The 20520-nt window shown below is 51.7% G+C and carries 19 protein-coding genes; 14 read left to right on the top strand and 5 right to left on the bottom strand.

The window, feature by feature from the left end; genetic code table 11:
- Nucleotides 1–43: 43 nt before the first annotated feature.
- From pheS to ACFOSS_RS12020, 5 genes are all read left to right on the top strand, one after another.
- Nucleotides 44–1024, top strand: a complete 981-nt coding sequence (pheS, locus tag ACFOSS_RS12040; RefSeq protein ID WP_377152808.1) for a phenylalanine--tRNA ligase subunit alpha — start codon at nt 44–46, stop codon at nt 1022–1024.
- Between the two features lie 16 nt (nt 1025–1040).
- A complete protein-coding gene (gene pheT / locus ACFOSS_RS12035; RefSeq protein WP_377152806.1) occupies nt 1041–3428 on the top strand; it encodes a phenylalanine--tRNA ligase subunit beta in 2388 nt (795 codons plus the stop codon).
- Between the two features lie 3 nt (nt 3429–3431).
- On the top strand, nt 3432–3755 hold the full coding sequence (locus ACFOSS_RS12030) for an integration host factor subunit alpha (protein WP_377152804.1): 324 nt from the start codon (nt 3432–3434) through the stop codon (nt 3753–3755).
- A gap of 52 nt (nt 3756–3807) precedes the next feature.
- The gene (gene cobB, locus ACFOSS_RS12025) at nt 3808–4599 is read left to right on the top strand and encodes a Sir2 family NAD+-dependent deacetylase (RefSeq protein ID WP_377152802.1); all 792 of its coding nucleotides are present in this window, start codon (nt 3808–3810) and stop codon (nt 4597–4599) included.
- A gap of 714 nt (nt 4600–5313) precedes the next feature.
- Nucleotides 5314–6111: a glucosaminidase domain-containing protein gene (locus tag ACFOSS_RS12020; protein WP_377152800.1), complete on the top strand. Its 798-nt coding sequence runs from the start codon at nt 5314–5316 to the stop codon at nt 6109–6111.
- Nucleotides 6112–6183: 72 nt separating this feature from the next.
- Here ACFOSS_RS12020 and ttcA read toward each other — a convergent pair whose 3' ends face one another.
- From ttcA to rne, 4 genes are all read right to left on the bottom strand, one after another.
- Nucleotides 6184–7101: a tRNA 2-thiocytidine(32) synthetase TtcA gene (gene ttcA, locus ACFOSS_RS12015; protein ID WP_377152798.1), complete on the bottom strand. Its 918-nt coding sequence runs from the start codon at nt 7099–7101 to the stop codon at nt 6184–6186.
- 70 nt (nt 7102–7171) lie between these two features.
- Nucleotides 7172–8089 (bottom strand): universal stress protein UspE, encoded by a 918-nt coding sequence (gene uspE / locus ACFOSS_RS12010; RefSeq protein ID WP_377152796.1) that lies wholly within the window; start codon nt 8087–8089, stop codon nt 7172–7174.
- 133 nt (nt 8090–8222) lie between these two features.
- The gene (locus ACFOSS_RS12005; RefSeq protein ID WP_377153936.1) at nt 8223–8978 is read right to left on the bottom strand and encodes an FNR family transcription factor; all 756 of its coding nucleotides are present in this window, start codon (nt 8976–8978) and stop codon (nt 8223–8225) included.
- Nucleotides 8979–9272: 294 nt separating this feature from the next.
- Complete coding sequence (gene rne / locus ACFOSS_RS12000) at nt 9273–12203, bottom strand: ribonuclease E (RefSeq protein ID WP_377152794.1); 2931 nt, start codon at nt 12201–12203, stop codon at nt 9273–9275.
- Between the two features lie 429 nt (nt 12204–12632).
- On the opposite strand from rne, the gene rluC reads away from it, so the two are divergent.
- A complete protein-coding gene (gene rluC, locus ACFOSS_RS11995; protein ID WP_377152792.1) occupies nt 12633–13580 on the top strand; it encodes a 23S rRNA pseudouridine(955/2504/2580) synthase RluC in 948 nt (315 codons plus the stop codon).
- Between the two features lie 57 nt (nt 13581–13637).
- Here rluC and ACFOSS_RS11990 read toward each other — a convergent pair whose 3' ends face one another.
- On the bottom strand, nt 13638–14216 hold the full coding sequence (locus ACFOSS_RS11990; RefSeq protein ID WP_377153933.1) for a Maf family protein: 579 nt from the start codon (nt 14214–14216) through the stop codon (nt 13638–13640).
- Nucleotides 14217–14337: 121 nt separating this feature from the next.
- On the opposite strand from ACFOSS_RS11990, the gene yceD reads away from it, so the two are divergent.
- The 8 genes from yceD (at nt 14338) to fabF (ending at nt 20495) form a co-directional block, all read left to right on the top strand.
- Nucleotides 14338–14859: a 23S rRNA accumulation protein YceD gene (gene yceD / locus ACFOSS_RS11985; RefSeq protein WP_377153930.1), complete on the top strand. Its 522-nt coding sequence runs from the start codon at nt 14338–14340 to the stop codon at nt 14857–14859.
- 19 nt (nt 14860–14878) lie between these two features.
- A complete protein-coding gene (gene rpmF, locus ACFOSS_RS11980; RefSeq protein WP_377152791.1) occupies nt 14879–15046 on the top strand; it encodes a 50S ribosomal protein L32 in 168 nt (55 codons plus the stop codon).
- 18 nt (nt 15047–15064) lie between these two features.
- Entirely contained in the window at nt 15065–16084 is a 1020-nt protein-coding gene (gene plsX, locus ACFOSS_RS11975; protein WP_377152789.1) for a phosphate acyltransferase PlsX, read from the top strand.
- Between the two features lie 8 nt (nt 16085–16092).
- A complete protein-coding gene (locus ACFOSS_RS11970) occupies nt 16093–17052 on the top strand; it encodes a beta-ketoacyl-ACP synthase III (RefSeq protein ID WP_377152787.1) in 960 nt (319 codons plus the stop codon).
- A gap of 27 nt (nt 17053–17079) precedes the next feature.
- Nucleotides 17080–18012 (top strand): ACP S-malonyltransferase, encoded by a 933-nt coding sequence (gene fabD, locus ACFOSS_RS11965; RefSeq protein ID WP_377152785.1) that lies wholly within the window; start codon nt 17080–17082, stop codon nt 18010–18012.
- Nucleotides 18013–18039: 27 nt separating this feature from the next.
- Nucleotides 18040–18774 carry a 3-oxoacyl-ACP reductase FabG gene (fabG, locus tag ACFOSS_RS11960; RefSeq protein WP_377152783.1) on the top strand — a complete coding sequence of 245 codons (735 nt, stop codon included), beginning with the start codon at nt 18040–18042 and terminating at the stop codon, nt 18772–18774.
- 159 nt (nt 18775–18933) lie between these two features.
- Nucleotides 18934–19170, top strand: coding sequence for an acyl carrier protein (acpP, locus tag ACFOSS_RS11955; protein ID WP_377152781.1), 237 nt, complete (start codon nt 18934–18936; stop codon nt 19168–19170).
- 83 nt (nt 19171–19253) lie between these two features.
- Nucleotides 19254–20495 carry a beta-ketoacyl-ACP synthase II gene (gene fabF / locus ACFOSS_RS11950; protein WP_377152779.1) on the top strand — a complete coding sequence of 414 codons (1242 nt, stop codon included), beginning with the start codon at nt 19254–19256 and terminating at the stop codon, nt 20493–20495.
- Nucleotides 20496–20520: the final 25 nt, after the last annotated feature.

Here is a 20520-nt window from a genome sequence, read left to right as displayed (position 1 = left end):
ATGAGTGATTGCGCCCCTCGCGGGCGAGGGAAACGAGGAAGCAATGCAACTAGAAGATGTGATTGCCAAGGCACAGGCAGAGATAGAGAGTGTCAATGACGTCGCCGCATTGGAAGAGCTGCGCGTTCAGTATATGGGCAAAAAGGGCTACTTCACCGAGCAGATGAAAGGGTTAGCGGCACTGCCGCCTGCCGAAAAACCTGCAGCCGGTGCGCGCATCAATCAGGCGAAAGAACAAGTACTCTCCGTCCTCAACGCCAAGCGCGATGCTCTGCAAGCCGCTGAATTGAACAAGAAGCTAGGCGCTGAAACCATCGATGTTTCATTGCCTGGACGTCGTCTGGAAAATGGTGGTTTACACCCGGTGACCCGCACCATTGAGCGCATCGAGCGCCTGTTTGGTGAGTTGGGCTTTGCGGTGGCGACAGGGCCGGAAATCGAAGATGATTTTCACAACTTTGATGCCTTGAATATTCCGGCACACCATCCAGCCCGAACCGACCATGACACCTTTTTCTTCAACCCCAGCCTGATGCTGCGCACCCACACATCAGGGGTGCAGATTCGGACCATGGAGCATCAGCAGCCACCAATCCGCATCATTGCGCCTGGCCGAGTCTACCGTAATGACTATGACATGACCCATACGCCGATGTTTCATCAGGTCGAAGGCCTGCTCGTCGACGAGAAGGCCAGCTTCACCGAGCTGAAAGGCATTTTGCACGATTTTCTGCGTAACTTCTTTGAAGAAGATTTGACGATCCGCTTCCGTCCTTCCTATTTCCCGTTCACAGAGCCGAGTGCTGAAGTGGATGTCATGGGTAAAAATGGTCGTTGGCTGGAAGTGCTGGGTTGCGGCATGGTCCACCCGAGTGTGCTGCGTGCAGTGGGTATCGATCCGGAGAAGTATTCCGGTTTTGCCTTCGGTATGGGCGTTGAACGGCTGACCATGTTGCGTTATGGCGTCAACGACCTGCGTTCGTTCTTCGAAAACGATCTGCGCTTCCTCAAGCAGTTCAAGTAAGGGTAGGGATAATAGAATGAAATTCAGCAAATCCTGGGTAGATGAGTGGATCCAGGCCAATCTGACAGCCGATAAAATGGCTGAACAAATCACTATGGCCGGCCTTGAAGTGGATGGCGTTGAGCCGGTCGCGGGTCTCTTCTCCAATGTCGTTGTCGGTGAAGTCGTCGAATGTGCCCAGCACCCGGATGCAGACAAGTTGCGCGTCACCAAGGTTAATGTTGGTGCCACTGAGCTGCTGGATATTGTTTGCGGGGCACCGAATTGCCGCCAAGGGCTGCGCGTAGCGGTCGCTCAGGTTGGAGCTAAGCTGCCGGGTGATTTTGAAATCAAAAAGGCCAAACTGCGTGGTCAACCATCCCATGGCATGCTCTGCTCTTATAGCGAGTTAGGCATTCCCGTTGAGGCGGATGGCATCATTGAACTGCCGCAGGATGCGCCAGTCGGCAAAGATCTGCGTGAATACTTGCAATTAGATGATGTCATGATCGAAGTGGATCTGACCGCCAATCGCGCAGATTGCCTGAGCATAGCGGGTCTGGCCCGCGAAGTGGGCGTATTGAATCGTTGTGATGTCCGTGCACCAGAATGTGACGTGGTCACAGCGACGTTGAGCGATAGCTTTCCTATTCGAGTCGACGCACCGGCAGCATGTCCGCGCTATCTGGGGCGCGTGCTCAAGGGCCTCAATGTCAAGGCGGCAACACCTCTTTGGATGCAGGAAAAGTTACGTCGATGCGGCATGCGTTCCATTGATCCGATCGTCGATGTCACGAACTATGTGATGCTCGAACTGGGCCAACCCATGCACGCCTTTGACCTGGATAAACTGCAGCAGGGTATTCAGGTGCGGATGGCCGTTGCAGGAGAACAACTGACCCTACTGGATGAGAGTGACATCACCCTGACTCCGGAGACGCTGGTGATTGCTGATGCCAGTGGCCCACTGGCATTAGCGGGTATTTTCGGTGGATTGCATTCCGGGGTGACTGAGTCTACGGCTAACATCCTGCTGGAGTGTGCCTTCTTTAGTCCGCTGGCCATTAAAGGCCGCGCCCGTAGCTATGGTCTGACAACCGATTCTTCCCATCGTTTCGAACGCGGCGTGGATTATGCCTTGCAATCGCGAGCGATGGAACGAGCCAGTCAATTACTGCTGCAAATCTGTGGTGGTGAAGCTGGCCCTGTTATTGATGTGACCAGCGCGGCAGATTTGCCAAAGGCGGAGAGCATTACGCTACGGCGCGATAAGCTGACGCGTGTGGTGGGCATGGCATTTGATGATGCCGAGGTGACGGAGATTTTGCATCGTCTCGGCCTTGAGGTGACCACGACTGCCGATGGCTGGCAGGCGAGTTCACCGAGCTGGCGGTTTGACATCGCGATTGAGGAAGACCTGATTGAGGAAGTAGCCAGAATTTACGGTTACAACAATATTCCTAATTGCCCGCCGATGGCTCATCTGACGATGAATGAGCAACAAGAGGCCGCGCTGCCGTTGAAGCGGGTGCGTCATCTATTAGTGGATCGGGCTTTCCAGGAAGCCATCACTTACAGCTTTGTCGAACCCAAGATGATGGCGCTGTTGTTCCCGCAACAGGATCCGATTGTCTTACCGTTTCCGATTTCAGCAGATATGTCGGCCATGCGTGTTTCATTGTGGCCAGGCCTGATCAATGCGGTGGTTTACAATCAGAATCGTCAACAGCCTCGAGTCCGCCTGTTTGAAAGCGGCCTGCGTTTTATCCGTGATGAGAATGCCGAGAATGGCATCCGTCAAGAACCGATGCTCGCCGGGATCATCACTGGCAATCTGGCGGATGAGCAATGGGGTATTCCGAGCCGGATGGCGGACTTCTTTGACCTGAAGGGCGATGTTGAAGCAATTCTGGAACTGACTGGCGAGCGCGAGCATTTCACCTTCGTTGCTGAGGCGCATCCGGCGCTGCATCCGGGTCAATCTGCACGTATTCTTCGTGATGGTACTCCGTTGGGTTGGATTGGCGTTGTTCACCCGAGTCTTGAGAAAAAATTGGGACTCAAGAGCAAAGCCGTTGTCTTCGAGCTGGAGTTAAATCCATTACTGCAGACTAAAATTCCTGAGGCGGGTGATATCTCCAAGTTCCCGGCTAATCGCCGCGATTTGGCTTTGGTCGTCGATCAGCAAGTTCCTGCAGATGATATTCTGAGAACTGCCAAAAAAATTGGCGGAAATCAGATAGTTGGAATAAACTTGTTTGACATATACCAGGGGCCGGGTGTGGCTGATGGCAAAAAGAGTCTGGCTCTGAGCCTGATTTTGCAAGACACTCAGCGAACCCTGGAGGATAAAGAGATTGCCGACACCGTTGCTAAGGTGGTCGATGCACTCTGCAGTGAGTTCAACGCATCTTTGAGGGATTGATCTATGGCGCTGACCAAAGCCGATATAGCGGAACATCTCTTCACTGAACTTGGCTTGAGTAAACGTGATGCCAAGGAAATGGTGGAGGCATTTTTCGAGGAAATCCGTCAATCGCTCGAACTGGGCGAACAGGTTAAGATTTCAGGCTTTGGTAATTTTGAATTGCGGACCAAGAGTGAACGCCCTGGCCGCAATCCCAAAACAGGCGAAGATATCCCAATCAGCGCTCGGCGCGTTGTGACATTTCGGCCAGGCCAGAAGCTAAAGGCCAGGGTAGAACATGCGACCCCGCGAGAGCAGGTCGAAATCGATAACGATGACGAGTAAGAGCCAATATAAAAAAGCCAGGAGATCCCTGGCTTTTTTTATGGAGGAAAACATGTCGCAGCATGCACGCATTGTCATCCTGACAGGGGCAGGGGTTTCGGCTGAATCAGGCTTGGCGACGTTTAGAGCCCATGATGGCTTATGGGAGCAGCACAGGATTGAAGATGTCGCGACACCTGAAGGTTTTGTACGAAATCCGCAGCTCGTGCAGAATTTCTATAATCAACGACGCGCGCAGCTCAGCAGTGTCGTCCCCAATCAGGCGCATCAGGCGCTTGCTCGCCTGCAGCGTGAATGGCCAGGTGATGTGATGCTTGTAACGCAGAATGTTGATGATCTGCACGAGCGCGGTGGTAGCCCCCAAGTGATCCATATGCATGGGGAACTGCTAAAGGCTCGTTGCGTCGAGAGTGGGCAGGTGGTGGCTTGGCTGAATGATATAACGGCTGAAACGCGTTGTGCTTGTTGTAAGCCCGCCGCGATTTTAAGACCGCATATCGTCTGGTTTGGTGAAATACCACTGCATATGGAGCATATCTACACAGCTCTTGGCCAGGCCGATCTTTTCATCTCGATTGGCACATCGGGTAACGTTTATCCAGCGGCTGGATTTGTCGCTGAAGCCAGACGTCATGGAGCACTGACCGTTGAGTTTAATCTTGAACCATCAGAACAACGTTCGCTTTTTCAGCAAGCGAACTATGGTCCGGCCGGTGAGACATTACCAGGCTGGGTGGATCGCTTGCTGAAAGAGCCGACAAAGTGGCGGCAATGTGCGCTGAGCGATGACAACACGCTTGTCCGAGTGACCAATTTTGAAGATATGCCATGGCTCAAAAAATGAGCATGATGCCTACCGAGAGTGCTAATAACTTGTTACCCAACAGTGGGCATGATTGGGTTTTATAAACGTAGACGACATGGCTTTGTTTAGTATTCATAAAAGACATTTATCTTAATTTTCATTTTATAAAACAACATGTTGTGCTTTTGTAAATGATGCTCTTTTGTGTATCTTCCCCTACTGGAATTATCTTGGATAACCGTTCTTAGGCTTTCCGTCAAGAATGGCAAAGAACAGTCACAAACCTTGCTATTGGCCTGGTATTAGTTTATTAAAGAGTCACCAAATGAGGTTGGCTGGATGTCAGGAAGGAACATCTGTTGTTTTTCGGCGGTTTTTTCTTCTGATTTTCTGGTTGCCTGTGTAGATAAACTGCCTGTTGATGCTACCCAATCCCGGGTCTGCATGCAGTGTGGTTGATGTGTGTTGTTGGCCACTTGATGTGGCCTGGATGAGATTCTGGTGTATGAATCCATTCTTGTTTGCAGACTTGTTCACCGGCCATTTGCCATGCTGACTGGTCTGTATCTGCGAGTTTGGCCGTTACGTGATATGTGAGCGGTTTATCTCGCGCTGTTTGTCCTAGCCAGGATGCTACTCGGCTTGGGGCTCGACCGGATATGGGGGAAGGTTTTCCTCGTATTCTATCGTGATGAAAGGATGCACTCGGCGTTAGCTGTGTACGTCGCATCACCCGCAGGGGAGCTTTGTTGCATGAAGATGACCAGACTATGGACTCTGTTGTTACTTTCGGTTGCGGTACCCGCGGCTGTAGGTAATACCGGCGCAGTGACTGTATCCCAGACTGCCGGCATGGAGCCGACTAACCAAAGCGTGCTTTCTGATCCTCCTGACTTCAAGTCGATAAAGGATTCAGCTGCACGTAAGCAAGCGTTTATTGATTACCTCAGACCTTCATATGAAGTGGTTTCTGCGAGGATCCTGAGCCAACGTTCTCAGTTAGAAAGGTTGCGTACTCAACTGGATAACGGGATCGAATTGTCAGATGAGCAGTCTGATTGGCTAGAGGATATGGGGCGTCAATATCGGCTGGACGATATGACGATTGATCAACATGGTATCGATAAGTTACTTGTTCGGGTGGATATATTGCCTCCTGAGCTGGTGATCAGTCAGGCCGCTACTGAATCAGGCTGGGGTACATCCCGTATGGCCAGGAAACAGAATAACTTTTTTGGACATTATTGTTTTCAAAAAGGCTGCGGTGTGACGCCATATCGACGTAATGGACATGGGGAAGTAAAGGCGTTTGCGTCGCCAACCCAAGCTGTCCAAGCGTACATGATCAATGTCAATACTCATCCGGCGTATACGCAGATGCGCAAGATCCGGGCAAATATGCGGGCTGAGGTTAAGCCTCTGGACGCGGTAGCCCTCGCAAACGGGTTTCACCGGTACTCAACACTTGGTGATGGTTATGTGCGAAAGATCCAGGGCATGATTCGCAGTAACGAACGTTATTGGCAGGACATGGACAAATCCGTCAAGTAGCGCGTTTTACCCGTATTGCCATTGTGCAATTGATTAGAGGCCTGTATCTACAGGCCTCTAACGTTTGCATTATCACTTTATTTCAACAATGTCTAAGCGCTCTTGCGCCCCAATGCTGTCATCATCGTCTAACAGCGGAGTGATTATCTCTGGCTTATCAAATGCAATGTCACCTTCGCCAGGGAGCTGGGTTTGACGATCCAGACGTTTAAAATCAAAGAGACGATTATCGAGCAAATGACTAGGCACCACATCCTGTAGCGATTTGAACATAATTTCTATGCGGCCAGGGAAACGCTTGTCCCATTCGTTTAACATTTGCTTGATGGCTTTACGCTGCAAGTTTTCCTGAGATCCACACAGATTGCAGGGGATGATCGGGAAGCCTTTCCAATCGGCATAACGGATGAGATCCTTTTCCTTGCAGTAGGCTAATGGGCGGATCACGATGTGCTTACCGTCATCGCTGACCAGTTTTGGCGGCATAGATTTCATCTTCCCGCCAAAAAACATGTTCAAAAACAGGGTCTCCAGGATGTCATCGCGATGATGACCTAGAGCAATCTTGGTGGCGCCCAGCTCGGCCGCTGTACGATAGAGGATGCCTCGGCGTAAACGTGAACACAGCGAGCAGGTGGTTTTGCCCTCAGGAATTTTGTCTTTGACGATGGAGTAGGTGTCCTCTTCCACGATCAGGTAGGGGACGCCAATCTGTTCCAAATATTTCGGCAAAACATCCCCAGGAAATCCAGGTTGTTTTTGGTCGAGGTTAACGGCGACAATATCAAAATGGATCGGCGCGCTGGCCTTGAGGTTTAACAGGATATCCAATAGCCCATAACTGTCCTTGCCGCCGGACAGGCACACCATGACCTTGTCACCTTCTTCAATCATGTTGAAGTCAGCAATGGCCTCGCCGACATGCCGACGTAACCGCTTTTGCAGCTTGTTCAGGTTGTAGATTTGCTTGGTACTGAGTTCTTCCGACATCTGCTGTCATCCGGTGTGTAAAATGGCGGCTTATTATAGCCGGCCGCCGGATGACAGCAATCATTGGTCATCAAGGTGCAGTGTTGTCGGGTTTGAGAACCAGCAGATCACAGTGCAGGCCATCGACAACCTGCTCTGCAGTATTGCCGATCAATGCTGCGGACCATCCCGTCCGACCGACACATCCCATCATGATCAGTTCGGCATCCAAGGCCTCTGCCAGCTCGGGTAATACATCCTCTGGAAGTCCATCCAGAACATGGGTCTGGCTTTCAGGGACATGGTGTTCCAATGCAAACTGCTGCATAGACAGGACATGGTGTTGGCGAATGGCTTCGTTATAGATTTCAGGCGTAAATCCAGGGACCTCTAGTGCAATATTTACCGTAGGGGCAGGTACAGCATTGACCAGATGAACGTTTCCTTTCACCAGGCGGGCGACTTGGTTCGCTTCGTGAAAGAGCTTGCGATTCAGCTCCGCTTGTTCCGGCTCATCACTGAAATTCAGCGCAACAAGAATATTCCCATCCGCTGGCCAGTCATGTTCTTTGACTAGCAGTAGAGGCGTGTGGCACTTGCGGATCAATTGCCAATCGAGAGGGGTGAAAATAAAGGTTTCAAGAAGAGAGTGTTGATGCGCACTCTTGATGACCAGGTCATGCTGATGTTGCATGGCCTCCTGCAGAATGGCATCGGATGGTCGGCTATGCCAGACAACCTTGATCTGCATGTCCAGCCCTTCATCCTGGTAGGGTTTGACGAGATCTGCCAGCCAGGCTTGTCTTTGGCTGATGACCCCCTCCCGCATCTCATCACGCTCTTCAACGGAGAGAATAGACGTGATTTCATAGGAAAAGTCGTAAATGGTCATAAAGACTTTGACGACAGCCTTCTCCTGTAATCGGGCAACTTCGGCTGCACGATACAACGCGGGTTGGCCTTCCATATTCGGATCTATGATGACAAGAATATTCTGATACTTGATCATAACTGCCCCCTGATGAGAAACGGTTATCTGCACTGATAAGCGTGAGGACAGGTTAGCCAAAATGCAACAAAAAGAGCGCTGCATGGGTCAACAAACTAAAAATCGTTGACCCACAATCGGTAAAGTGGGGACATCAGTCGTTTAGACAGAGGCTTAATCCAGCCAGCTCTGACAAAGAGTGATGATTGAGAATGGTGATGTATTTGCCTTTGACACGAATCAATTCAAGTTTTTGGAAGCGACCGAGCAATCGGCTGATGGTTTCTACGGTGAGACCAAGATAATTTCCAATGTCTCCACGTGTCATGGATAGCCGAAATTCTCGGGACGAGAAGCCTCGCTCCGAGTAGCGAACGGACAAACGGTACAGGAACGCGGCCAAACGCTCTTCGGCATTCTTCTTGGATAACAGAAGAATCATTTCCTGATCGCCCATGATCTCGTTACTCATTAGACGCATGATTTGCTGGCGCAACTTGGGCATCTTGCCAGAGAGCTCATCCAAGACATCAAAGGGGATCTCACAGACCATGGACGTTTCCAACGCCTGGGCAAAGGAGGGGTGGTGCTGTTTATTGATGGCGTCGAAGCCGATGAGATCACCGGCCAGATGGAATCCGGTTATTTGTTCGTCGCCCTGCTCAGTAATGGTATAGGACTTTATGGTTCCTGAGCGAATTGCATAAAGCGATTTTAACTCATCTCCGGCCTTGAATAAGGCTTCGCCTTTTTGAATCGGTTTTTTCCGTTCTATGATGTTGTCGAGCTGGTCTAGTTCATGATCATTCAGGCTGAATGGAATGCAAAGTTGACTGATGCTGCAGTCCTGACAATGGATAGCGCAACCGCCACTTTGCACTCTTTTTCCAGTTTTTTTGTCCGTGATCATAGGCTCAATGCGGGTAAATTGATTTTTATCAAACAATTTTACCATTAACAGAACAGGAATAACAGTCTGACGCTACAGGATGCCGGCATGACAGTATCGGAGCCAATAAGGTATCTAAAATCATGCAGGCACACCTTACACCATGTTACTGACGCAAATCCGTCCGTTTTCATGCATGAATACAATGTAAATGTGATAAATCATTCAGTAATACGAGTGGCTTCGAGGCATGTCGAGCCATTAAAAAAAAGGCCATGCATTTGCATGGCCTCCTGATTGCCGCATTAGAGTTTATCAGCCATGGCTTTCAGGTAATCCGGCCGGTGCGGATGCAACACTTCGCAGATCGCGCACGGATGCCTTACGAGAAGAAACATGTACTGGTTGACGCTCATACGGCGGGTAATCAACCTTAGGCTCAGCAACAACGGCGACTTCTGCAGGCAAAGTCATCGGTGCCAGAACAAAGGATGCTCTGCGGACAATACCGGATTGGCGTTTAGCAACTGGTGCATGAGTCACTACCGCTTCACTCCGAACGACTGGAGTAGAAACATCAGCCGGCTGAACGGATTGTTCCACCGCGGGCATCACGCTGGCAACCTCGGCTACGACAATGGGTTCTACCACTGGCTCGGCTTCGGTGACCACTACTGATTCCAATTGCTCTGTTGCTGCGATTTCGACTTCGCTCTGATTTGCCTTGCTTTCGTTTCGCTCACCACGGCGACGGCGGCGAGGACTCTTTTGCGCAGCGCTATCAATGACGTCGCCACCTTCAACCATTGGCGTTTCAACCGCTTCAGATTCAGCGGTGGTTACTGGTTCAAGTTGACGCTCTTGGCGTTGTCGACGCGCCTCTTCGTTAATCCGCTTGCGGCGTTGAGGACGACGCTGTTCCGTATTCTCGGTCGTGTCGCTGGCCTGTTGTGGATTAAGGTTTGCCTCGATGACTGGCTCGGTCAGCGGGGTATCGACTTGAACCGGCTGGCTAGCTGGAAGCTCGTCACGGCTGGTCCAATCGGCTGTAACCGGCTCTTCTGATACAACAGACGCTGGTACTTCACCACCTTCGTTAACACGCACTTTCTTGCGCAGATTACGACGCTCACGACGCTCGGCAATCTTCTGCTCTTTTTCCTGCCGCTGTTGCAGATCCGCTTCATCGACTACAGCCGGATTTGCCTCGCGCGGTTTGCGCTCTGCGCGTGCAGGCTTGTCCGTCTTCGGCTGGCGCTCGGAGCGCGCGTCTGCATTCTGGTTGCGTTCACCACGTTCACCACGTTCACCACGTTCACCACGTTCACCACGCTCTGCTCGGTCGTTGCGATCATTCCGCGCACGACGATTGCTGGTTGCGGGCTTTTCTTCACGCACCGCTGCGCTTTCAGGACGCGCCGAGTCTTCCGCCTTTTCTGACTTGTTGTCACGGCGCGATTCGTTGTTGCGACGACGGTCCCGGTTCTGGTTTTCGCGACGGCGCGGTGTGTCGCGACGCTCTGTGTTTTTCTTCACGACCGCCGTGTTGGTTTCATCGGCTTCACTGGTGCGGAAAAGAGACATCAGGCTGGCGAACAATTTACTAAACAGACCTGGTTCACGGGTTGCGGGCACGACCGGCGCTGGCGGCAGGGATGTCGGAGCGCCAAAGACTTGAACAGCGGGTTCGGTCGGCATGCGAGCTTCGAGCTTGGGCTCATAACCAGTCCGAGGTTGTTCACTCTTCATCTCGTAGCTTGGAAGTTCAGATGCCTCGCTATCACGAACACGCGCCACTTCAAAATGAGGCGTCTGCATCTGTTCATTCGGAATGATGAATATGCGCACTTGATGGCGTTGTTCAAGTTTGAGGATCGCGCTGCGCTTTTCATTCAACAGGAAGGCTGCAACATCGACCGGAACCTGAGCATGCACCTGTTCGGTATTGTCTTTGAGTGCTTCTTCTTCGATCAAACGCAGAATGGAGAGGGCGAGGGATTCATTGTCACGAATGGTTCCGCGGCCCATACAGCGGGGGCAGACATGGGTGCTGGATTCATTCAGTGACGGGCGCAAACGTTGACGCGACAGCTCTAAGAGGCCAAAGCGTGAAATGCGACCCAGCTGGATACGGGCTCGATCCTGGCGAACTGCGTCACGCAGACGGTTTTCCACTTCGCGCTGATGACGAACCGGAGTCATATCGATGAAGTCAATGACGATCAGGCCACCGAGGTCACGCAAGCGCAACTGACGAGCAATCTCGTCGGCTGCTTCAAGGTTAGTCTGCAGTGCTGTCTCCTCGATATCGCCACCCTTGGTGGCACGCGCCGAGTTGATATCGATAGAGGTTAAAGCTTCGGTCGGATCGATGACGATGGAGCCGCCGGAAGGCAGACGAACTTCACGCTGGAACGCTGACTCAATCTGACTTTCAATCTGGAAGTGACTGAAGAGGGGGACTTCGCCGGTATACAGTTTGACCCGATTGATAAAATCAGGACGCACCAGTTCGATATGCTCCTTGGCCTTTTCAAACACCCGTGGGCTGTCGATCAGGATTTCACCAATGTCACGGCGCAGATAATCGCGAATAGCCCGGACGATCACATTACTTTCCTGATGGATCAGGAAAGGCGCCTGTTTTTGCTCCGAGGCATTTTTGATGGTGTCCCAGTGCTTGAGCAGCACATTCAAATCCCACTCCAACTCTTCTGGGGACTTGCCAACCCCGGCTGTCCGGACGATCAATCCCATGCCATCCGGGACTTCAAGACCATTCAGGGCTTCCTTGAGTTCGGTGCGCTCATCACCTTCGATGCGGCGTGATATTCCACCTGCGCGAGGGTTGTTCGGCATCAGCACGAGGTAGCTGCCAGCCAGACTGATAAACGTTGTCAGGGCTGCGCCTTTGGTACCGCGTTCTTCTTTATCGATTTGAACGATGACTTCTTGACCTTCCCGGATGACTTCCTTGATGTTGGGGCGCCCGGAGAAGGCATAATTGGACGGGAAGTATTCGCGAGCAATTTCTTTAAGCGGCAGGAAGCCATGACGTTCGGCGCCATAATCAACAAAAGCCGCCTCAAGACTGGGTTCGACCCGCGTTATTTTGCCTTTATAGATGTTGGCTTTCTTCTGTTCATGGCCTGGACTTTCAATGTCCAGATCGTAAATGCGTTGCCCATCAACCAGAGCAACACGCAACTCTTCTTCCTGAGTTGCATTGATCAGCATTCTTTTCATTCAGTTCTCAAATGTTATCTATATCAATAAAAGGGTTGTCAGCCGATGGACATAACAGGCTACACCGGCCTCGAGTCTGCAGCATGGAAACAACAACCTCCCGGTTGGACATGCGTGAGGCGCACTCAGGGCGTAGCAGGTCGCCATCACCAGGTCTAAAGCTTCACGGCTACGCACCTGGGAGAAAATGACAACGACAGGGTTTGAGTAACTATCTGCCTGCCGCAGCCTGGCTTATACCATGCATGACAGATTCGGCATGGTCAGAACGCGACTGTTCAGGGTCGAGGCAGATCCGGGACATGTTCATAACCATGCCACCGGTTGGATACACCAAACGGGCGGCATTATTTCATTTTAGACGGCGGCATAGCAAGGCAGCGTTTGCGCTTTGCGACAAAGCTCGCTATCTCATGTACACTTCGCGGCATGAATACGATGACTCAACAAGTCCGCCTGCTGGTAATTGATGCTGAGCAAGAGGGGCAACGACTTGATAATTTTCTGAAAACTCAGCTAAAAGGGGTTCCTAAGAGCCTTATCTACCGTATCGTGCGCAAAGGAGAAGTGCGCGTTAATAAAAAACGCATCAAGCCTGAATATAAACTGGTGGCTGGGGATGAAGTTCGTATTCCGCCGGTCAGGGTTGCCGAGGCGAATGAATTACCCTCTGCGCGCTTGTCGTCGATCCAGGCGTTGGAACAGCAGATTCTCTACGAAGATGATGTCTTGATTGTGCTTAACAAGCCTGCAGGAATGGCTGTGCATGGCGGCAGCGGCTTGAGCTTTGGCGTGATCGAAGGGTTACGTGCATTACGGCCTGATGCACGTTTTATGGAGCTGGTTCATCGCCTTGACCGGGATACCTCGGGATGCCTGATGATCGCCAAGAAGCGCAGTGCACTGAAGCACCTGCACGAACAACTCCGACTGAAAACCATGCGCAAGCAATATGCAGCCTTGGTCCGTGGTCAGTGGCAATCACATGTTCGCAGTATCAATGCCCCGTTACTAAAGAATGTGCTGCAATCCGGTGAGCGGATCGTTCGGGTCAACCCGGAAGGGAAGCCCTCGGAAACCCGCTTCCATGTTCTCAAGCGATTTGCCGATGCGACCTTGGTTGAAGCCAGCCCGATTACTGGACGTACCCATCAGATTCGTGTGCATACCGCACATGCCGGTCATCCCATAGCCTGTGATGACAAGTATGGTGATCAGCTTTTCGACCAACGGATGCGCGATTTGGGACTGGAGCGATTATTTTTGCATGCAAGCAAACTAACGTTTCAACATCCGGTTTCGGGCAGTGAGATGAGCCTGGAAGCTCCACTGGCGCCACATCTGCAAGCACTATTGGCTAAACTGCCGTCCGCATAATGAATGGGGCTGTTGAATAAGACCGTATAGAACAGCACTATGCGGTCTTATTATTGACTAGAGTGGTAACGATATTCCCCGGTCAGCCAATAGATCAGTCAGGGCCATTAGTGGTAAACCAATCAGTGTATTGGGGTCTCGGCCTGCAAAGTGTTCGAAGAGGCAGATCCCCAAGCCCTCACTCATAAAGCTTCCTGCGCAGTGATAGGGTTGTTCGATTTCGACATAACGTTGTATTTGTCGTTGGCTGAGTGTTCTGAATTTTACATCAAATGCTTCCACGACCGTCTGGTGTCGCATTCCTTGGTAGAGGCAAAGCCCCGTTTCAAAGCGCACCAGGCGTCCACTGAGTCGTGTCAATTGGGCAATGGCGTTTTCCGCATTACCAGGTTTGCCAAGAATCAAGCCATCTACACTGCACACCTGATCAGAGCCGATGATGATCGCCTGATCATGAAGACGTCCGATGGCTTCGGCTTTAGCCTGTGCGAGACGAGAAACGAGTTCGTGTGCCGTTTCGTTTTCCAGGGGCGTCTCATCAATTTGCGGTGACTGAACCTGAAACGGGATGCCCAATTTGGCCAGTAATGCCTTTCGAAACGGGGATGTCGATGCCAGAATAACGTCTGGTTGCAGCATGGGTACTCCGAATATCAATTCCAAAGCACCATATTGCATCAAAAATATCACTGGCGATAACGCCAAAAGAGGTTTTTCCTTTGACTATCAGCAAGTCTGGCTTTATCATCCGCGCCCTATGCAAAAGGTGAAGTTGCCCATTAAGATTGATCCGGTCCGTTGTGCGGCGAAACGCCTCGATTATGTCGGGGTAGTTGAGCGTGCGCAGTTTGTACGACTGGCTGAATCTGTTGTCGATGTTCTTGATGATGTCGATGCTGAGCTTTCCTTTGGTACTGATGCCCAGGGGCTGACAGTAATGCAAGGCCATGCCCAGGCCTTAGTCAGTCTCGAGTGCCAACGGTGTGGTGACGCATTCAATCATCAATGTGATATCACATTCACATATACTCCGCTGACCACTAAGGTCGCGGAAGATGAACTGCCGGAAGCTTATGAACCCATCGAGGTGGATGAAAACGGTGAAATAGATCTTCATGAACTGCTTGAGGATGAAATCATCCTTAGCCTCCCGATTGCTCCCATGCATGCCGAGCATGAGTGCAAGCGGGGTGGAATGCAGATGACTTGGGGAAAGATTGAGCCTGCTGATGAGCGTCCGAATCCATTCGCAGTTCTGAACAGTCTGAAAAACAAGTAAACGATTAGGAGTTAGGTCAATGGCCGTACAACAGAACCGTAAAACCCGTTCCAGACGTGGTATGCGTCGTTCTCACGATGCACTGACTGCTTCTGCTCTGACCGTGGATCCGACCTCTGGTGAAATTCACCGTCGTCACCACGTCACTGCAGACGGTTTCTACCGTGGCAAGAAGGTTATCGCTTAATTCCTGAGCGGTATTATCTTGTCTACTCTAACGCTGGCGTTAGATCTAATGGGGGGCGATTACGGCCCCTCAGAAACAGTGCCTGCCGCCGCGCAGGCACTGTCGCTTTTGCCTCATCTCAACTTGCTACTGGTGGGCGATATTGAGCAGTGTCGAGACCTGCTTGATGCGTTTTCCTTGAGCAAGCATCCGAATGTCTCCTTTCTTCATGCTACCCAATCTGTGTCCATGGCGGAGAGCCCGGCCTTTGCATTGCGTCGTCTGTCTGATTCTTCAATGCGCAAAGCGATAGAAGCCGTTGCTGCAGGTCAGGCAAATGCGTGTGTCAGTGCGGGGAATACCGGTGCCTTGATGGCTATCGCCAAACATGTGTTAAAGGTGATTCCTGGAATAGAGCGTCCGGCATTGATGTCTTGTGTTCCTACTATTAGCGGTGGCCGCTCTGTTCTGCTTGATCTGGGGGCCAATGTTAATTGTGAGGCGGAAAATCTGCGGCAATTTGCCGTTTTAGGCAGTGTAGTTGCCGAAGCGGTATTAGGTATGTCGCGTCCTCGCATCGCCTTGCTGAACGTTGGTGCCGAAGCCAACAAAGGAAATATTCCGGTCAGAACGGCGGCTGAGTTGTTGGCGACAACGCCAGGACTCAATTATTGTGGATATATTGAAGGTGATGCCCTGTTTCAGGGCGCCGCTGATGTGATCGTCTGTGATGGTTTTGTCGGTAATATTGCATTGAAGACCGCAGAAGGCATGGTGCGTTTATTGTCGAGTGCCAGCCATCAACAGATGAAGGGGTGGGCAGGATGGTTACAATCTTGGCTAACTCGTTTTTTCAAACGTCGTCTTTCTCACCTGAACCCCGACCAGTATAACGGGGCAAGTTTGTTAGGATTGCGTGGCATAGTAATTAAAAGTCATGGGCGAGCCGAACGGAGCGCTTTCACCAACGCCATTCTGCAAGCCGTAGTAGAAGTTGAACGACAACTTCCTGCGCGGATTGCCGAGCGGATTGATGCATTACCCTTGAACAGGCGCTAATCGAATCTATGTTTAGTAAAATTCTTGGTACAGGCAGTTACGTGCCTGCTATGGTGCGCACGAATGCCGATCTGGAGCGCATGGTTGACACCAGCGATGAATGGATTGTCGAGCGGACAGGAATCAAAGAGCGCCATATAGCAGCGGAAAACGAAACCGTTGCCACCATGGCTCATCAGGCCGCACTGCGAGCGCTGGAGGCTTCTGCGCTTCCAGCCTCTGATTTGGACATGATAGTGCTGGCGACTACCAGTGCAGAAAATGCATTTCCTGCGGCGTCCTGCGAGCTTCAGGCCTTGTTGGGTTGCCCCGGCATCCCAGCGTTTGATCTGGCAGCCGCATGCGCTGGTTTCAGTTATGCCTTGAGCGTGGCGGATCAGTTTATTCGGAGTGGTGCCGCGCGCCATGTTCTTGTTGTCGGTTCTGATACCCTTTCTCGTACTTGTGATCCGACCGACCGCGGGACCATCATCTTATTTGGTGATGGCGCCGGTGCTGTCGTGCTGGGGGCTTCAGAGACGCCAGGTATCCTCTCGACACATCTGCATGCCGATGGTCGCTACGGCGATTTGCTTAAGCTTCCGCAAGCCAAGCGGGGCTCTGTTGCTGACGCTGAATCAGCGTATATGTTCATGAAAGGAAACGACGTTTTCAAGGTTGCGGTCACACAGCTTAGTCAAATCGTTGTTGAGACGCTGACAAAAAATGGCGTGGATAAGAGTGAACTCGATTGGCTGGTTCCACATCAGGCCAACTATCGGATTATCAGCGCGACAGCAAAGAAGCTGGGCATGTCGATGGATCAAGTCATATTGACCCTGGATCGTCATGGGAACACGTCGGCTGCCTCAGTGCCGTTGGCGTTGGATGAAGGGGTTCGCTCTGGACGTATCCAGCGAGGTCAACTGATATTGCTCGAAGCCTTTGGCGGTGGTTTTGCTTGGGGTTCGGCCCTGGTTCGTTTCTGATCTCACTTTTGTTGCAAGGAAATAAAAATGACATTTGCAATTGCCTTTCCGGGACAAGGTTCCCAGAGCGTAGGGATGTTGGCCGATATGGCTGCCGAGTTTCCGACTATCAAGGCGACCTTTGCCGAAGCAAGCGACGTCCTGGGGTATGATCTGTTTGATCTGGTCATGAATGGTCCGGCAGAGGAGCTCAATAAAACCTGGCAAACCCAGCCGGCATTGCTCACCAGCTCCGTTGCGCTATGGCGAGTATGGCAAGAGCTCGGTGGTCAGCAACCACAGGTGATGGCAGGGCATAGCCTCGGCGAGTATTCCGCGCTGGTGTGTGCTGGTGCACTGGCATTTCGTGATGCCGTAAAACTGGTTGAACTTCGTGGTCGGGCAATGCAAGAGGCCGTGCCTGAAGGCGTGGGTGCCATGTCTGCAATTATTGGTCTCGATAATGACACCATCACGGCTAATTGTGCTCAGGCTGCCGAGGGGCAAGTCGTTTCGCCGGTGAACTTTAATTCACCCGGACAGGTTGTCATTGCGGGTCACAAAGAGGCAGTTGAGCGTGCCAATGCCCTGATGAAGGCGTCTGGAGCCAAGCGTGCATTACCTCTGCCGGTCAGCGTGCCGTCGCACTGTGCCCTGATGCAGCCCGCAGCTGAAAAGTTAGCTGTCGCGCTGGAAGAGGTCACCATCTGTGTACCGGTTATCCCGGTGATCAACAATGTGGATGTCGCGGCGGAAAGCGATCCGGTGCGGATTAAAGAGGCTTTGGTACGTCAGTTATTTAGTCCGGTTCGCTGGACCGAAACGGTCGTGGCGATGGCTGACGCGGGCGTTGTGCTTGAGGTCGAAATGGGTCCGGGCAAGGTCCTCTCTGGTCTGGCAAAACGAATTGATAGCCGCGTTGAAGGCGTTGCCGCCAACGATCCGGCTTCTGTACGCGATACCCTGGCCAAGCTGGCATAAGACCGATTTGATTTAGTGGAGAATCACATGAGTTTTAGCGACAAAGTTGTTCTGGTGACGGGTGCGAGTCGTGGCATTGGCCGGGCGATTGCCGAATCGTTCGTAGCACGTGGTGCCAAAGTCGTCGGGACGGCAACCAGCACTTCCGGTGCTGAAGCGATTTCAGGTTACCTTGGCGATGCCGGCTGTGGTCTGGTCTTGAATGTGACCAGTCAGGAGTCTATTGACGCGCTTTTTGCCGAGATCAAAGCCAAGTACGGTGAAGTCGATATCTTGATCAACAATGCGGGTATCACTCGGGATAATTTGCTGATGCGCATGAAGGACGATGAGTGGAACGACATCATCGAGACCAACCTGAGCTCCGTTTATCGCCTGTCAAAGCCGGTATTGCGCAGCATGATGAAAAAACGCTTTGGTCGCATCATCAGTATCGGATCCGTGGTCGGGATCATGGGCAATGCCGGTCAGACCAATTATGCTGCAGCTAAGGCTGGTTTAGTCGGTTTTACCAAATCGCTGGCACGCGAAGTCGCCTCGCGCGGTATTACTGTCAACGCCGTGGCCCCAGGTTTCATTGAAACCGATATGACGCATGCGCTGAACGATGAGCAACGTAACGGTATCCTGAGTCAGGTTCCGGCAAATCGTCTGGGAGATCCAAAAGAGATCGCGGCGGCCGTGGTTTTTCTGGCTTCCGATGATGCAGGTTACATCACGGGCGAGACATTGCACGTAAACGGCGGCATGTATATGGTCTGAGCAAGGTGAATAAAACGTGGTCATAACTATGCAGATATTTAGATGTTGTATGTCTAAAATCCTGGTTTGACCACGTTGAACAGTCTTGCAATGTACCGGCAATCGAATACACTACAGCAACGACACGCAATTGCGTATTTCTAAAGGAAAAATCAGGTCATGAGCAATATTGAAGAACGCGTTAAGAAAATCATCATCGAACAGCTGGGCGTGAAGGAAGAAGACGTCAAGCCAGAAGCCTCTTTTGTCGATGATCTGGGCGCTGACTCTCTGGACACTGTTGAGCTGGTGATGGCTCTGGAAGAAGAGTTCGACACTGAAATTCCTGACGAAGAAGCCGAAAAGATCACCACCGTTCAGGCTGCTATCGACTACATCAATTCTAACCAGGATTAATTTCCGGGTTCACAAGAGCGGCCATCATAGCCGCTCTTGTTTCTTTATATCCCTTTTCTTTTTTACCTCGCGGAGGCAATCCTGTGTCAAAACGCAGAGTTGTGGTAACCGGTCTGGGTATGCTTTCTCCTGTGGGCAACACAGCCGAGTCATCTTGGCAGGCCCTGCTGAAAGGCCAGAGTGGTATTACCAACATCGAGCACTTTGATACGACTGAGTTCCCGACCAAGTTCGCTGGTTTGGTAAAGGATTTTGATCCTGAGCAGTTCGGTATTTCACGTAAAGATGCCCGTAAGATGGACCTGTTTATCCAGTATGGTTTGGCTGCTGGTTTGCAGGCTCTGGAAGACTCGGCTCTTCAGGTCACTGAGCAGAACGCAGATCGAATTGGTGTGTCAATTGGTTCTGGTATCGGTGGTCTGGGTCTGATTGAACAGAATCATACCAGCCTGATGGCTGGCGGTCCGCGTAAGCTCAGTCCGTTCTTTGTTCCGTCCACCATTATCAATATGGCTGCCGGCCACCTTTCAATCATGAAAGGACTGCGAGGACCGAATGTCGCCATCACCACAGCGTGCACAACAGGGACTCATGCAATTGGTTTCGCTGCCCGCATGATTGCCTATGGTGATGCCGATGTCATGGTTTGTGGTGGTGCTGAGAAGGCTTCCACTCCCATGGGGATGGGCGGCTTTGCCGCTGCCAAGGCGCTGTCCACTCGTAATGATGAACCACAAAAGGCCAGTCGGCCGTGGGATCAGGATCGTGACGGTTTCGTACTGGGCGATGGTGCCGGGGTGTTGGTGCTGGAAGAGTACGAACATGCCAAAGCACGTGGCGCCACAATTTATGCCGAATTTGTCGGATTTGGTATGAGTGCCGATGCCAACCATATGACGGCGCCTCCGGAAGACGGTTCAGGTGCAGCGCTGGCGATGGTCAATGCTATCAAGGATGCCGGCTTGTCACCCGAGCAGATTGGTTACGTCAATGCCCATGGCACTTCGACACCGTTAGGCGATCTTGCCGAGTTGCGTGCCGTCAAATCAACGTTCGGTGACCACACTGCCAAGTTGATGGTCAGCTCCACCAAGTCGATGACAGGACACTTGCTTGGCGCCGCGGGTGCCATCGAGGCCATCATCACGGTTCTGGCATTGCGTGATCAGGTCGCGCCGCCAACCATTAATCTGGATAATCCAGATGTGGAGTGCGAGGTCGATTTGGTTCCACATGTTGCCAAGCCAGCCCAATTTGAGTATGCGCTGTCAAACTCATTCGGCTTCGGCGGCACCAACGGTTCGCTTATTTTCAAGCGTGTCTGAGACCGTTTCTTCAACAGTCAGGCCT

The sequence above is a fragment of the Pseudaeromonas sharmana genome (assembly GCF_042649925.1).
Classification (GTDB): domain Bacteria; phylum Pseudomonadota; class Gammaproteobacteria; order Enterobacterales; family Aeromonadaceae; genus Pseudaeromonas; species Pseudaeromonas sharmana.
Note: the sequence above shows the minus strand (reverse complement) of the source record. Positions and strands in the feature narration are given on the sequence as shown.